Raw genomic sequence first — 13,307 nt, forward strand, 5'->3', positions numbered from 1 at the left:
GCGCGTCGGCGTGCCGCTGAAATGCCTGGCCAAGGCAGGTGCCGATGTCGCCAAGCTGGATCGTCCGTGGTCTGTCGGTAGCGCCGGGACGATGACGATCTCGGTATCGCGCGTGGCGCTGGGCGCGCTGGACCAGGCGGAACAGACCGTGGACTGCGCACGCTGACCACGAAGGGCGATCCGGACGCATCAGTGTCCGGATCGCCCGCGATGGCAAACGAACGGGGAAGGGGAGCGGGATGACACTGTCGGGACTGGATATCGCCATCGTGCTGGCCTACCTGGCCGGCATCTTCGTGCTTGCGCAGTGGGTGTCGCGCGAGAAGGCCGGGCACACCAAGGACGCGAAGGACTACTTCCTCGCAAGCAAGTCGTTGCCGTGGTGGGCCATCGGCGCGTCGCTGATCGCGGCCAACATCTCGGCCGAACAGATCATCGGCATGTCCGGTTCCGGCTACGCCATCGGCCTGGCCATCGCGTCGTACGAATGGATGGCGGCGGCCACGCTGCTGATCGTCGGCAAGTGGTTCCTGCCGGTTTTCCTGCGCAACGGCATCTACACGATGCCGCAGTTCCTCGAGCAGCGGTACGGCACGCGCATCCGCACGCTGATGGCCGTGTTCTGGTTGGGGCTGTACGTGTTCGTCAACGTCACCTCGATCCTGTGGCTGGGCGCCATCGCGGTGTCGCAGGTCACCGGCATGGACCAGATGCTGGCGGTGGTGCTGATCGGCGTGTTCGCGCTGCTGTACCAGCTCTATGGCGGGTTGAAGGCGGTCGCGTTGACCGACATCGTGCAGGTGTCGCTGCTGGTGCTGGGTGGCCTGCTGGTCGCGGGCCTCACGCTCAACGAACTGGGCGAGGGCGCCGGTGTCGTCGCCGGCTTCCACAAGCTCTGGGCCGCGCAGCCGGGCCACTTCGAGATGATCCTCGATAAGGACAACCCGTTCTACAAGGACCTGCCGGGCCTCAGCGTGCTGATCGGCGGCATGTGGATCATGAACATCAGCTACTGGGGCTTCAACCAGTACATCATCCAGCGCGCGCTCGCCGCGAAGGACATCGGCGAGGCCCAGAAGGGCGTGCTGTTCGCGGCCTTCCTCAAGCTGCTGATGCCGGTGATCGTGGTGCTGCCCGGCATCGCCGCGGTGATGCTGGCGCCGGGCCTGGACAAGCCCGACCAGGCCTATCCGACGATGATGCGGCTGCTGCCCACCGGCATCCTCGGCCTGGTGTTCGCCGCATTGGTGGCGGCGATCGTCGCGTCGCTGGCATCGAAGATCAATTCGGTGGCGACGATCTTCACCCTGGATTTCTACGCCAAGGGCAAACGCCAGCACAGCGAAGCCACGCTGGTGCGCGTGGGCCGCATCGCCGCGGTCGTGACCGTCGTGCTCGGCATCCTCGCGGCCAAACCGCTCCTCGGCAGCTTCGACCAGGCGTTCCAGTACATCCAGGAATACACCGGCTTCTTCACCCCGGGCATCGTGGTGATCTTCATGCTGGGCCTGTTCTGGAAGCGCGCCAACGAGGCCGGCGCGCTGGCGGCGGCGATCGGTTCGTTCGCGCTGTCCATCGTGCTGAAGTTGGCGTGGCCGGCGCTACCCTTCATCGACCGCGTCGGCCTGGTGTTCCTGCTGGCGCTGGCGCTGGCCGTCGTCGTCTCGCTGGCGACGCCGCATGCGCCGGAGAAGGACGTCATCCGCACGGACGACGTGGAGTACCGCACCGGCACTTCGTTCAACATCGGAGCGGTGGCGGTGCTCGGCATCCTGGCGGCGCTCTACACGCTGTTCTGGTAACCCGCCAACGGGGCGGCATTCACAAGGGATTTAGCTGCGGCTCGATGCAGCGCGCATTCTCACGAATTCATTCGCAGAATCTAATGGCGGCTTAACTTCCGGCTAATTGGGCCTTAATCCAGCGCTTCCAGCATGCCCGCCATGCACTGGATCCGCTCCCACATCGCCCTCGCACCGCTCCCCGGCCGTTTCGTCAGCGTCCGCTTCGTCGATCCGGGCGATCCGGACCGCGCCGAGGTGGAGGCGTTCATCGCCGGCGTCTATCGCGACCGCCACGGCGCAACGCTGCGCAGCTTCTTCCCCCACCTGATCGCCTATCGCGACAGCGATGGACGGCTCGCCGCCGCGGTCGGCGTGCGTGCCGGCGGCGAGGGGCCGCTGTTCGTCGAACACTACCTGGACGTTCCGGTGGAACAGGCGATGTCGCAGCATGGCCTGGCGCACGTCGACCGGCGCCGGGTGGTGGAAGTGGGCAACTTCGCCGCCACCACGCCCGGCATCGCACGCGAGCTCATCCTGCAGCTCGCACTCACCCTGCAGGCCGCGGGCATGGATTGGGTGTTGCTGGTGGCGACCCAGCAGTTGCGCAATGCATTCGAGCGACTGCACCTGCCGATGCTGGACCTGGCCGAAGCCCGCGCGGAACGACTCGGCGACGCCAGCGGCGACTGGGGTCGCTACTACGCCTCGCGTCCGCGGCTGATCTGCGGCAACCTGGCCGAAGGCGTCGCCTATCTGCGCGGAGTCCCGCGGCCACAGGCATGCGATGCGCCGATGCTGTGCCTGGCGGGCGCGCCATGATCCGGCCGATGGATGTCGTGCTGCGCAACCCGGGCCAGCGCACCCTGCCGCGCGTGATCACCGCGGACGGCGTGCTGGACGACCGGATGCTGGCCGCAAGGATCGATGCGCTGGTCGCCTGGCTGGCGAAGAGCGGCATCCGCCGTGTCGCCAGTCGCCTGGACAACGGGCCGTCCTGGTTCGTGCTGGACCTGGCGCTGCGCGAGGTCGGCGGTGTGCATGTGCCGCTGCCGATGTTCTTCTCCGAAGCGCAGGTCCGGCATGCGCTCGCCAACAGCGGCGCCCAGTGCGTGATGACGGCACGCGAGGATGCCATGCCGCCGGGCGCGGAAGCGTTGACCGGCTTCCTCGATGGCGAGCGGCTGGCATGCTGGCGAACGCCGGCCGACGAGAGCGGCGCGACGGGGTTGCCGGCGCGCGCGGCGTGCATCACCTATACCTCCGGCACGACGGGTCGCCCGCGCGGTGTATGCCTCGACGCGGACACGTTGTTCACCGTCGCCGCGTCGCTGGTGGATGCCGCGGCGTCGATCGCGCCGCGGCGGCACCTGTGCCTGATGCCGCTGGCCACGCTGCTGGAGAACGTGGCGGGCCTGTACGCGACCCTGCTTGCCGACGCGGAAATCGCGCTGCCGTCGCTGTCCGAGATCGGCTACACCGGCGCCACCGGCCTGGACGTGCCCACCCTGCTGCGTTGCCTGCACCGTTACCAGCCGGAAAGCGTGATCCTGGTGCCGCAGTTGTTGCTGGCGCTGGTGATGGCGGCCGAGCAGGGCGCGCCACTTCCGCCGTCGCTGCGCTACGTCGCTGTCGGTGGCGGACGCGTCGGTCCGGGCCTGCTGCGACGCGCTCGCGCGCTCGGGCTGCCGGTGTTCGAGGGTTACGGCCTGACCGAATGCGGGTCGGTGGTCTGCCTGAACCGCCCCGATGCGCTGCGCGAGGGCAGCGTTGGTCGCCCGCTGCCGCACGCCCGCGTCTCGATCGTGGACGGCGAGATCCAGGTCGACGGCGCGCGTGCGCTCGCCTACCTCGGCGGTGAACCGCTGCCGGCAGGCCCGGTCCGCACCGGCGACCTCGGTTACATGGACGACGAGGGCTTCGTGCACATCACCGGTCGCCGCAAGAACGTCTTCATCACCGCGTTCGGCCGCAACGTGTCGCCGGAGTGGGTCGAGAGCGAGTTGCTCGCACACCCCGCCATCGCCCAGGCGGTCGTGTGGGGCGAGGGCCAGGCGGACAACGTGGCGGTGCTGGTGCCGCGCCGCGCCGACATCGACGACACGCGCCTCGCGCGTGCGCTGGCCGACGTCAACGCCGGCTTGCCCGATTACGCACGCATCGCCCGCTTCGTGCGCGCGGGCGCCCCCTTCACTGCGGACGCGGGCCTGATGACCGCCAACGGCCGCCCGCGCCGCGAGGCGATCCTCGGCCACTACCAGGCCGACGTCGACGCCTGCTACCGGCGCGCCCCCAACGTATCCCCCTCCGGAGTTGCTGCATGAGTTTCCATGACGAACTGGTCGCGAAGACGGCGCGCGAGCGCGATGGCCTGCTGTCCATCCCCATCATCCAGTCCGCGCTTGCGGGCAGGATCGCCCGCGACGACTACGTGGCGTTCCTGACCCAGGCCTTCCACCACGTCCGCCATACGGTACCGCTGTTGATGGCGTGCGGTGCACGCCTGCCCGCGCGACTGGAGTGGTTGCGCACGGCGGTGGGTGAGTACATCGAAGAGGAGATGGGGCACCACGAATGGGTGCTGGACGACATTGCCGGGTGCGGTGAAGACCGCGCGGCGGCGGAAGCGTCCACGCCTTCGCTGGCGACGGAGCTCATGGTCAGCTACGCCTACGACACCATCCAGCGCGGCAATCCGGTCGGCTTCTTCGGCATGGTGCTGGTGCTGGAAGGCACCAGCGTGGCGCTCGCCACGCGCGCGGCGAACACGCTGCAGACGTCGCTCGATCTTCCGCGCAACGCCTTCAGCTACCTGCTCTCGCATGGCGACCTCGACGTCGAGCATGTCGGCTTCTTCAAGCGGCTGATGGACCGCATCGACGACGAGGGCGACAAGGCCGCCATCGTGCACGCGGCGCGCCGCTTCTACGTGCTGTACGGCGATGTCTTCCGCACGCTGCGCAGCGACGGCGTGCGCCTGGCGGAGGCGGCCTGATGGACCTTGCCGGTCGGACCGTGGTCGTCACCGGGGCCAGTGGCGGCATCGGCGTGCCGCTGTGCGCGGCGCTGCTCGCCGCCGGCGCGCATGTGCTGGCCGTCGGGCGAGACGAAGCCAGGCTGCGCCGGCTCGCCCAGCAACTGCCTGCGGGCCGCCTGTCGTGGGCGGTGGGTGATGTGGCGACCGAAGCGGGTCGTGCGCGCGTGATCGAGGCCGCGCGTGCCGCCGTTCCCACGCCATCGGTGCTCGTACTCGCGCATGCGCAGGCCGCGTTCGGCCTGTTCGAGGACCAGTCGCCGGAGGAGATGGCGCACCTGATGCAGACCAACCTGGTGGCGCCGATGCTGCTGGTGCACGCGATGCTGCCGGTCCTGCTCGCGCATCCGTCGGCGTCGGTGGCCGTGGTCGGCTCGACCTTCGGCAGCCTGGCGTTCCCAGGTTTCGCCGCCTACAGCGCAAGCAAGTTCGGCCTGCGCGGCATGACCGAAGCGCTGGCGCGCGAGTATGCCGACACGCCGCTGCGCTTCCAGTACCTGTCGCCGCGCGCCACGCGCACGCCGTTCAACAGCGCCACGGTCGACGCCCTGAACGCGGACCTGAAGGTGGCCAGCGATGCGCCCGCCGACGTTGCGCGCCAGCTGGTCGCCGCGATCGTGCGGGGTGCGCCGCGGCTGCAGATCGGCTGGCCGGAAAAGCTTTTCGCCCGCCTCAACGGGGCGCTGCCCGGCCTCGTCGACCGCAGCCTGCGCGCCAGCCTGCCCATCATCCGTCGCCATGCGCGACCACCCCGAACTTCCCATGCACCGCAGGAGACCCTTCGCCATGAAACGACGCCACGGTAAGTCCATGCTCTTCCTGATCCTCATGTCCACCGCCCTGATCGTGGGCATCGCGATGGCCGCCGAGCCGGGCGCAAGCAGCGCATCGCAGGTGCGCGACCGCTGGGCGCAGGTCAACTACCAGGTGCCCAAGGCGCAGCGCGAGTCCGCGTTCGAGGATCTCCTCCACCAGGCCGAGAAGGTCAGGCAGGCGAACCCGCGCGACGCTTCGGCGCTGATCTGGGAAGGCATCGTGCTGTCCAGTCTGGCCGGCGAGAAGGGCGGCATGGGTGCGCTGGGCCTGGTGAAGCGCGCGCGCGCGGATTTCGAAGCGGCCATCAAGCTCGATGCGAATGCGCTCGATGGCGCGGCATACACGAGCCTGGGCGCGCTCTACTACCAGGTGCCCGGCTGGCCGCTCGGCTTCGGCGACGACGATGCCGCGCGCACCATGCTGCGCAAGGGCTTGGCCATCGATCCGGACGGCATCGACGCCAATTATTTCTACGCCGATTTCCTGCGCGACCAGAAGGACTGGGCCGGTGCCCGTGCGGCGTTCCAGAAGGCGCTCGCGGCGCCTGCGCGCCCGGGTCGCGAGGTCGCCGACGCCGGTCGCCGCCAGGAAGCGCAGGCGAAGCTGAAGGACGTGGCGACGCATCTTGCGCACTGACGGGGCGGCCACCAGACTGGCTGCATGCGCATCCTGCTGGTGGAAGACGATCTGTCGCTCGGCGAAGGCCTCCGCACCGCGTTGCGGCGCGGCGCCTTCGCCGTCGACTGGGTGCAGGACGGGGCGAGCGGCCTGCTCGCGCTGCGCGATGGCGGCTTCGACCTGGTGGTGCTGGACCTGGGGTTGCCACGGATGGACGGTATCGAGGTGATCCGCCAGGTGCGCGCCACCGGCGACGCCGTGCCGATCCTCGTGCTGAGCGCACGAGAACGCCCGGCCGATCGCACCCTTGGGCTGGATGTCGGCGCCGACGATTACCTGGGCAAGCCGTTCGATACCGCCGAACTGCTGGCGCGCGTGCGTGCGTTGATCCGGCGCAGCGCGGGGCGCGCGAATCCTTCGCTGGAATCGGGCCCGCTGCGGCTCGATCCTGCCTCGCTCACCGCGACCTGGAAGGGACGGGCGCTGGACCTGACGCGACGCGAGTTCGCCCTGCTGCGCGTGCTGATGGAACAGCGCGGCCGCCCGATGGCGCGCGACGCCATCCAGCAGCACCTGTACGGCTGGGACGCGGACGTGGCCAGCAATGCCGTCGACGTCCATGTGCACCAGCTCCGCCGCAAGCTGGAGCCCGGCATCATCCGCACCGTGCGCGGCCTCGGCTACGCCCTGGGCGACGCCGGTGGGGATGCTGCATGAGGTCGATGCGCGCGACGCTGCTGTGGCTGTTGCTGGGCACGCTGGCGGTGGTGATGGCCGCCGCGGGCCTGCTCAGTTATCGCGCGGGCCTGCAGGAAGCGGGCGAGATGTTCGATGCACGCCTGGTGCAGTCCACCCGCGTACTGGTGAGCCTGGTCGACGAGCCGCTCAGCGAATTGAATGCGTTTCCGGGCGAGCCGATCGTGCTGCGCGGCTGGCATGGCGAGGCGCACGGCGTGGGCGAGGCGCTGGCGTTCAACGATGGCCATGCCTACGAGAACAAGCTGGCGTTCCAGGTCTGGGATGCGCAGGGTCGGCTGCTGCTGCGCTCCGACAGCGCGCCGGCGCGTCCGTTGGCGACACTGGAGGCCGGCTACGAGGACGTGGTGGTGGACGGGGCGCACTGGCGTGCGTTCACGCTGCAATCGCCGAACGGACGATGGTTCCAGTCCGCCGAACTCACCGACATCCGCGAGGAACTGGCCGGCGACATCGCCGGCGGCACGCTGCTGCCGTTGCTGCTGTCGCTTCCGCTGATCGCCTTGGCGGTGTGGTGGAGTGTGGCGCTGGCGACGCGCTCGCTGCGACGTATCTCGCATGAGATCGGCCAGCGCGATCCCGAGCGACTCTCGCCACTGGATCCGGCGGAGGTGCCGCAGGAGGCGCGCGGCCTGGTCGATGCCATCAACGGCCTGCTGCAGCGCCTGGACGTGGCGCTGGTGCGCGAGCGCAACTTCGTGGCCGACGCCGCGCACGAACTGCGCACGCCCATCAGCGCACTGAAAATCCACGCCGACAACGCACAGCATGCCCGCGACGACCGCGAGCGGGAGGCGTCGCAGCAACTGCTGGCCGCCAGCGTGCAGCGCGTCGAGCGCCTGGTCGCGCAGCTGCTGTCGTTGAGTCGCGCCGAGAGCACGGCGCGCGCGCCGGCTTCCGCACGGCTGGACCTCTCGGCGCTGGCGGGCGTCGAGATCGACGCGGCCCGACCCCTGCTCGACGCCAAGCGCCAGGTCCTGCACGCGGACCTGCAGCCCGTGCAGGTGTCCGGCGACGAGATCGCGCTCGGCCTGCTGGTGCGCAACCTGGTCGAGAACGCCTCCCGCTACGCCCCCGTTGGCGCCAGCATCGAAGTGCTTACCGGCCAGGGCGACGGCCGCGCGTTCCTCGTGGTCGACGACAGCGGCCCCGGCATCCCCGACGAGGACCATGCCCGCGTGTTCGACCGCTTCTACCGCCGCCTGGGCAGCCCGCACGAAGGGAGCGGCCTGGGCCTGGCGATCGTCAAGGAAGTCGTCACCGCACACGCCGGCACCATCCGACTGGCGCCTTCGTCGCGGTGGGGCGGGCTGTCCGTGCGGGTGGAGCTGCCCTGCCTGGCCTGACCTGATCGGTGCGCCCGTCAGGCCACCGACCGCGTCAGGCGTTTGCGCATGCACACCGCGGAGGCAGGGCAGAGCGAACGGAACTCCGCCGAGGCTTGCAGCGTGGCGGGCGCTTCGTGGCGAGGCAGCGCCTCGAAACCCTGCAGCAGGAAGAAGCGCTCGGCGGTCTGGGTCAGCAGGTACACCGTGTCGATGCCGCGACGGCGCGCGGCGGCCTCCAGTTCCGCCACCAGTCGACGCGCGAGCCCTTGGCCACGATGATCCGCTGCGACTGCGAGCGAACGCAGGAGCGCATCCGTGCCGAAGGACTGCAACCCGATCACCCCCGCCATGGTGCCATCGCTGTCAGCGACCAGGAATGCCACGTCGGCATCCACCAGGTCTTCCGTCGGTAGCGAGGATTGCTTCAACAGCGCAAGCAGGTGCGGCAGGTCGTCCTCGGTGGCGAAACGGATCGTGGTCACGCGGATTCCTCCTGAACGGGCGGCGCCGACGAAGCGAGCCGCGTTGCGACGGCCACGGCGAGGGCCGCACCGACAAGCTGCGCGACGATGAAACCCGGGACGTCGTCGGGTCGGATCCCGGCAAAGGTCTGCGTCAGCGCACGCGCCACCGTCACCGCCGGATTGGCGAACGAGGTGCTGGCGGTGAACCAGTACGCCGCGAAGATGTAGCTCGCCACCAGCGCGGGGATCGCGCTTGCACGATGGCGCAGGCCCAGCAGGATCGTCAGCAGCAGGCCAAACGTGGCGACGCCTTCGCTGAGCCACTGCGCGCCACCGCTGCGCGCACGCGTACCGGGTTGGAACAGTGCGAGATCGAACATCGCGTGCGCAAGCAGCACCCCGGCTACGGCGCCGACGATCTGCACGGCCATGTAGGCGAGCGCCGCACGCGTGCCGATCGCGCCACGCCAGCGCATGGCCAGCGTCACCGCAGGATTGAAGTGCGCGCCCGACACCGGTCCCAGCGTGGTGATCAGTACGTACAGCGCACCGGCGGTCGCCGCCGCGTTCGCGAGCAATGCCACGGCAACGTTTCCGCCTGCCAGCGACTCGCCCATGATCCCCGAGCCGACCACGACGGACAGCAACAACAGCGTTCCGAGGCCTTCGGCCAGCAGGGCGCGTTGCATCATAGCGATTCCAGCAGCGCCTTCACGCGGCGCCCGATGTCGTCGCGCACGGCCCGGTACCCGTCGTCGTCCATGTCGCGCGGATCCGGCAGGCCCCAGTCTTCGCGCCGTTTCGCGGGGATCCAGGGGCATTCGTCGCCGCAGCCCATGGTGATGACGGCATCGAATTCGCCGTCCACCTCGTCCAGCGACTTGGAACCATGGGCAGAAAGGTCGTAGCCCAGTTCCGCCATGAAGCGGATGGCCTTGGGATTGATGCGGCCCGACGGCCGCGAACCGGCACTGCAGGCTTCAACGCGGTCGCCGCCGTGCAAGTGCGCGAAGGCTTCGGCCATCTGGCTGCGGTTGGAGTTTTCGATGCAGACGAAGAGAATGCGGGGCGTGGTCATGGAGAGGTCGTGGGTGGGTCAGGAGAGACCGATGTCCCGCAGGCGCTGTTCGCGCGCGAGGGCATCGAGGGAAGGCAGCGGCAACGCGAGCAGCAGTTCGATGCGACGGCGCAGGGTGACCCAGGCATCCATGAAGCCAGCCGGGTCGTCGGGTCGCCGGGCAGGATCGGGCACGCCCCAATGCGCCAGTGCCGGCTGGCCTGGCCACACAGGGCAGGCTTCGCCAGCGGCCTTGTCGCAGACCGTGATGATGAAATCCAGCGGCGGGGCGCCGGGTGCGGCGAATTCGTCCCATGCCTTGCTGCGCAACGGCGTGGTGTAACCCAGTTGGTCGATCAGCGTGCGTGCCAGCGGCTGCACGTAGCCCGCCGGTCGACTCCCTGCGCTGGACGCATGGAAGCGTCCCTGGCCGAGTACGTTGAGCAGCGCTTCCGCCATCTGGCTGCGGGCGGAATTGCCGGTGCAGAGGAAAAGCACGCGATAGGCATGGTCGGTCATGTCGGCGTCTCGTGCGCGCGTCAGCAGCAGCCGGACCGGGGTGCGCAGCAGGCCGTCCCCGCAGCGGCGACCTTGGTCTTCATCGCTTTCGGATCGGGCGTGCAGCTCGCGCCGTCCGTCGCACAGGCGGCATCGCCCGCGTGGTAGGTGGTGGCTTCGCCGAGCGTGTGGAAGGTTTCCCAGCGCGTGCCCTGCGGATCTTCGGTCCACAGCTTGTCCGACGTCGCGTAGCAGCAGATCGCCGCCTGCTCCGGTACGACACTCCCGCCGGCGGCATCCAGGCGACGGCCGAACTCGCGTAGCCCGCGATCGTCATCGGCCTGCAGACCCAGATGGTCCACGCCCGGCGCGCGGCCGGTATGGGAGATGGCGAAGTTGACGCGGGGGTCGTCGAGCATCCATTTCGCGTAGTCCGGCTTCACCACCGCCGGTTCGCTGGCGAACAGGTGCGTATAGAAGCGGATGCTGGCGTCAAGATCGGTGACGTTGAGATGCACATGGAAGCGGTTCATGACGTGGCCTTCTTTCGGGGTGGGCATGACGTGGCGGGCGCGCAGGCGGCGACGCCGTTGCAGCAGTTCTCGGTGAGATATGCGATCAGCCCGTTCATCTGCAGGTAGTTGGCGCGCACGCGGATGACCCGTCCCTCGCGGGTGTCGTGGACCAGCGCGGCGGCACGCAGCACGTTGAGATGTGCGGACAGCGTGGCGGGTGGAAGGTCGAGCCGGTCGCGCAACTCGCCGACCGCCAGGCCGTCGGGGCCCGCCTGCACCAGCGTGCGGAACGCGGCCAGGCGGGACTCGTGGCTGAGCGCAGCGAGCGATTTCAGGGCGGTCATTGTTTCCATAATTCCAGAATATAGGAAATATACGACAGGTCAATCCCTTCCGGCATGCAGGCCGTGTAGGCGTAATCGTCGTGCGCGCATCCGTGTCCCGCCTGTCCGCGGGCGCTTATGGAGCAGGCCCGCCCCGTCACGCGCACACGGAGGCCTTTCTCTGTCCGGCGCAGGGCAGCGCGGATCGCGCACACGGTGCGGGCGTGGCTCGACGCACCCGTGGGCGAGGGACGCGATTGGCAAGTACGGGGTCGGGCACTAGGCTGTCGTGCCGCGCCGCTGGCCAAGAGGACACAGTTGATCGGTTATCACGAGGCGGTGAAACGGCTGACAGACGGCGTGCTGCCGCTGGATGCATGCGCGGTCGCGCCGCTCGATGGCATGGGTCGTGTGCTGGCGGCCCCGGTGGTGAGCGACATTGCCCTGCCGCCCTTCGACAACGCCGCTGTCGACGGCGTGGCTCTCGTGACCGAAGGCCGGCCGATCGCCCCCGATCGCGTGTGGGAGATCGGCGCGCGCCTCGGTGCCGGTGCACCCGCGCCGCAGGACGACGCCGAGGCGTGGGAGATCATGACGGGCGCGCCGCTGCCCTCGCGCGCCGATACCGTGGTGCCGCTGGAACGTATCGACCGGCTTGCTTCGTCCGCATCGGGGGTATCACGCGTCCGCGTGCGCGACGATGTCGTGCCGGGGGCCAACCTGCGTCGACGCGGCGAAGACGTGCAGCCGGGGCAGTGCGTGTTGCAGCCCGGCCATGTGGTTGATGCCGGGGCGCTGATGCTTCTCGCGGGCCTGGGCATTGCCGCGATCCGGGTCGTGCGTCGCCCGCGCGTGGCGTTGCTGGTGACGGGGCGTGAAATCGCACGCATTGGCGAACCGCTGCCGATCGGCAGCATCCACGACGCCACCTCGCCCTGGCTCTTGCACGCGCTGTCGGCGGCCGGCGCGGAAGCCATCCACATCACCCGCGTCGGCGACGACGTTGCCGCGTTCCAGGCCGCGCTCGATGCGGCGCTCGCCGACGGGGTCGATCTGGTCCTCAGCACGGGCGCAGTGTCGAAGGGATGCTACGACTTCGTTCCCGCCGCGCTCGCCGTGCGCGATGCAGACATGCTCTTCCATGGCGTCGCGATGCGGCCGGGCAAGCCGGTCCTGGCCGCGCGCCTGCGCAACGGACCGACGTTCGTCGGCCTGCCAGGCAATCCCCTGTCGACGGCGGCGACCTTCCGCTTCCTGGTGGAGCCGCTGCTGCGCGCCTGGCTGGGCCTGCCTACGGAACCACGGCGACGCGTACCCCTCGCCAGGCACTGCGACAAGCGAGAGGGATTGCTCACGGCGCTTCATGGCACCCTCCGATGCGACGCGGAAGGGCGGTTGCGGGCGCACGTGTCCGACGCCCAGGCCTCGTTCCGGCTATTGCCGTTCTCGCGATCGTCCGTGTGGATCACCTTGTCGGCGGACGTGTACCGCGTCGACGCCGGGACATGCGTGGACGTCCATGGCAGCAGCCATCTGTGCGCCCCGTCCTGGACCTGCGAATGAGCGGCGTATCTACGTGGCGCGCCGTCCTGCTGGCCGGGGGTCGCTCGTCGCGGATGGGCACGGACAAGGCGGCGTTGCTCTGGGGCAATGGCACGCTGCTGACGCACATGCACGCACGCTTGATCGCGGCGGGCGCGGACGACGTGATCGTCAGCGGCGACCGTCCTTGCCTGGGGGGCATACCCGATGCAACGCTCGATACCGGGCCGATGGGCGCGTTGGCGCAACTGGCGCCGCGCATGCACGACGGTGCATGGATCGTCGTGCCCGTCGACATGCCGCTGCTGTCCGTCGACCTGCTGCAGGCGTTGCTCACCACCGGCGCCACCTGCACCTGCGTGGACGGCCACCCACTGCCGATGGCGCTGCGCGTGGATGCCGCCACGCGCACCGTGATCGAGGCTGTCGGCGCGCGTTCCGGCGGCGAGCGTTCGCTGCGTGCACTGCAGCGCGCGGTGGGTACATGTGTGTTGCCGGCGACGCGTTGGGAGCATGCGTTGCGCAACTGCAATACACCGGCGGAGTGGAGGGCGCTGCAGGCGGAGTTCTGCTGA

General features: G+C 69.3%; 17 protein-coding genes. 11 read left to right on the forward strand and 6 right to left on the reverse strand.

Going from position 1 to position 13,307, the window contains the following annotated elements:
• From CYU89_RS13900 to CYU89_RS13940, 9 genes are all read left to right on the forward strand, one after another.
• Nucleotides 1-166: putative glycoside hydrolase (locus tag CYU89_RS13900; protein WP_296281978.1), on the forward strand; the 166-nt coding region annotated here is incomplete at its 5' end.
• A 73-nt stretch (nucleotides 167-239) separates the two neighbouring features.
• Nucleotides 240-1,802 (forward strand): sodium/sugar symporter, encoded by a 1,563-nt coding sequence (locus tag CYU89_RS13905; RefSeq protein WP_296281877.1) that lies wholly within the window; start codon nucleotides 240-242, stop codon nucleotides 1,800-1,802.
• A 141-nt stretch (nucleotides 1,803-1,943) separates the two neighbouring features.
• Complete coding sequence (locus CYU89_RS13910) at nucleotides 1,944-2,603, forward strand: thermostable hemolysin (protein ID WP_296281879.1); 660 nt, start codon at nucleotides 1,944-1,946, stop codon at nucleotides 2,601-2,603.
• Nucleotides 2,600-4,105 (forward strand): AMP-binding protein, encoded by a 1,506-nt coding sequence (locus CYU89_RS13915; RefSeq protein ID WP_296281881.1) that lies wholly within the window; start codon nucleotides 2,600-2,602, stop codon nucleotides 4,103-4,105. Before CYU89_RS13910 ends, CYU89_RS13915 begins: the two co-directional genes overlap by 4 nt.
• Nucleotides 4,102-4,776 (forward strand): iron-containing redox enzyme family protein, encoded by a 675-nt coding sequence (locus CYU89_RS13920; protein ID WP_296281883.1) that lies wholly within the window; start codon nucleotides 4,102-4,104, stop codon nucleotides 4,774-4,776. Before CYU89_RS13915 ends, CYU89_RS13920 begins: the two co-directional genes overlap by 4 nt.
• A complete protein-coding gene (locus CYU89_RS13925) occupies nucleotides 4,776-5,621 on the forward strand; it encodes an SDR family oxidoreductase (protein WP_296281885.1) in 846 nt (281 codons plus the stop codon). The genes CYU89_RS13920 and CYU89_RS13925 overlap by 1 nt, the downstream gene beginning before the upstream one ends.
• A gap of 22 nt (nucleotides 5,622-5,643) precedes the next feature.
• Nucleotides 5,644-6,267 (forward strand): hypothetical protein, encoded by a 624-nt coding sequence (locus CYU89_RS13930; RefSeq protein ID WP_296281980.1) that lies wholly within the window; start codon nucleotides 5,644-5,646, stop codon nucleotides 6,265-6,267.
• 24 nt (nucleotides 6,268-6,291) lie between these two features.
• On the forward strand, nucleotides 6,292-6,966 hold the full coding sequence (locus tag CYU89_RS13935) for a response regulator transcription factor (protein ID WP_296281887.1): 675 nt from the start codon (nucleotides 6,292-6,294) through the stop codon (nucleotides 6,964-6,966).
• Nucleotides 6,967-6,983: 17 nt separating this feature from the next.
• A complete protein-coding gene (locus tag CYU89_RS13940; protein WP_296281981.1) occupies nucleotides 6,984-8,351 on the forward strand; it encodes an ATP-binding protein in 1,368 nt (455 codons plus the stop codon).
• 17 nt (nucleotides 8,352-8,368) lie between these two features.
• Here CYU89_RS13940 and arsN2 read toward each other — a convergent pair whose 3' ends face one another.
• Genes arsN2 through CYU89_RS13970 form a run of 6 tightly spaced genes read right to left on the reverse strand, consistent with a single transcriptional unit; the run spans nucleotide 8,369 to nucleotide 11,220 of the window.
• Entirely contained in the window at nucleotides 8,369-8,815 is a 447-nt protein-coding gene (gene arsN2 / locus CYU89_RS13945) for an arsenic resistance N-acetyltransferase ArsN2 (protein WP_296281889.1), read from the reverse strand.
• Nucleotides 8,812-9,489 (reverse strand): aquaporin, encoded by a 678-nt coding sequence (locus CYU89_RS13950; protein WP_296281891.1) that lies wholly within the window; start codon nucleotides 9,487-9,489, stop codon nucleotides 8,812-8,814. Before CYU89_RS13950 ends, arsN2 begins: the two co-directional genes overlap by 4 nt.
• On the reverse strand, nucleotides 9,486-9,875 hold the full coding sequence (locus CYU89_RS13955) for an arsenate reductase ArsC (RefSeq protein WP_296281894.1): 390 nt from the start codon (nucleotides 9,873-9,875) through the stop codon (nucleotides 9,486-9,488). The genes CYU89_RS13950 and CYU89_RS13955 overlap by 4 nt, the downstream gene beginning before the upstream one ends.
• An 18-nt stretch (nucleotides 9,876-9,893) precedes the next feature.
• The gene (locus CYU89_RS13960; RefSeq protein WP_296281897.1) at nucleotides 9,894-10,373 is read right to left on the reverse strand and encodes an arsenate reductase ArsC; all 480 of its coding nucleotides are present in this window, start codon (nucleotides 10,371-10,373) and stop codon (nucleotides 9,894-9,896) included.
• A 20-nt stretch (nucleotides 10,374-10,393) separates the two neighbouring features.
• Nucleotides 10,394-10,885 (reverse strand): ArsI/CadI family heavy metal resistance metalloenzyme, encoded by a 492-nt coding sequence (locus tag CYU89_RS13965; protein ID WP_296281898.1) that lies wholly within the window; start codon nucleotides 10,883-10,885, stop codon nucleotides 10,394-10,396.
• A complete protein-coding gene (locus CYU89_RS13970; RefSeq protein ID WP_296281901.1) occupies nucleotides 10,882-11,220 on the reverse strand; it encodes a helix-turn-helix transcriptional regulator in 339 nt (112 codons plus the stop codon). Before CYU89_RS13970 ends, CYU89_RS13965 begins: the two co-directional genes overlap by 4 nt.
• 108 nt (nucleotides 11,221-11,328) lie before the next feature.
• Between CYU89_RS13970 and CYU89_RS13975 the strand changes: the two genes are divergently transcribed.
• Nucleotides 11,329-12,753, forward strand: coding sequence for a molybdopterin molybdotransferase MoeA (locus CYU89_RS13975; protein WP_296281903.1), 1,425 nt, complete (start codon nucleotides 11,329-11,331; stop codon nucleotides 12,751-12,753).
• On the forward strand, nucleotides 12,750-13,307 hold the full coding sequence (locus CYU89_RS13980) for a molybdenum cofactor guanylyltransferase (protein WP_296281905.1): 558 nt from the start codon (nucleotides 12,750-12,752) through the stop codon (nucleotides 13,305-13,307). Before CYU89_RS13975 ends, CYU89_RS13980 begins: the two co-directional genes overlap by 4 nt.

This window comes from Pseudoxanthomonas sp. (genome assembly GCF_002863005.1).
In the GTDB taxonomy this organism is placed as follows: Bacteria; Pseudomonadota; Gammaproteobacteria; order Xanthomonadales; family Xanthomonadaceae; genus Pseudoxanthomonas_A.

Coding starts and splice junctions, on each gene's coding strand:
- CYU89_RS13960 (WP_296281897.1), bottom strand. CDS start 10,373: ATGACCGACCATGCCTATCGCGTGCTTTTCCTCTGCACCGGCAATTCC.
- CYU89_RS13950 (WP_296281891.1), bottom strand. CDS start 9,489: ATGATGCAACGCGCCCTGCTGGCCGAAGGCCTCGGAACGCTGTTGTTG.
- CYU89_RS13910 (WP_296281879.1), top strand. CDS start 1,944: ATGCACTGGATCCGCTCCCACATCGCCCTCGCACCGCTCCCCGGCCGT.
- CYU89_RS13930 (WP_296281980.1), top strand. CDS start 5,644: ATGTCCACCGCCCTGATCGTGGGCATCGCGATGGCCGCCGAGCCGGGC.
- CYU89_RS13915 (WP_296281881.1), top strand. CDS start 2,600: ATGATCCGGCCGATGGATGTCGTGCTGCGCAACCCGGGCCAGCGCACC.
- CYU89_RS13925 (WP_296281885.1), top strand. CDS start 4,776: ATGGACCTTGCCGGTCGGACCGTGGTCGTCACCGGGGCCAGTGGCGGC.
- CYU89_RS13955 (WP_296281894.1), bottom strand. CDS start 9,875: ATGACCACGCCCCGCATTCTCTTCGTCTGCATCGAAAACTCCAACCGC.
- CYU89_RS13980 (WP_296281905.1), top strand. CDS start 12,750: ATGAGCGGCGTATCTACGTGGCGCGCCGTCCTGCTGGCCGGGGGTCGC.
- CYU89_RS13975 (WP_296281903.1), top strand. CDS start 11,329: ATGGAGCAGGCCCGCCCCGTCACGCGCACACGGAGGCCTTTCTCTGTC.
- CYU89_RS13920 (WP_296281883.1), top strand. CDS start 4,102: ATGAGTTTCCATGACGAACTGGTCGCGAAGACGGCGCGCGAGCGCGAT.
- CYU89_RS13935 (WP_296281887.1), top strand. CDS start 6,292: ATGCGCATCCTGCTGGTGGAAGACGATCTGTCGCTCGGCGAAGGCCTC.
- CYU89_RS13905 (WP_296281877.1), top strand. CDS start 240: ATGACACTGTCGGGACTGGATATCGCCATCGTGCTGGCCTACCTGGCC.
- CYU89_RS13965 (WP_296281898.1), bottom strand. CDS start 10,885: ATGAACCGCTTCCATGTGCATCTCAACGTCACCGATCTTGACGCCAGC.
- CYU89_RS13970 (WP_296281901.1), bottom strand. CDS start 11,220: ATGGAAACAATGACCGCCCTGAAATCGCTCGCTGCGCTCAGCCACGAG.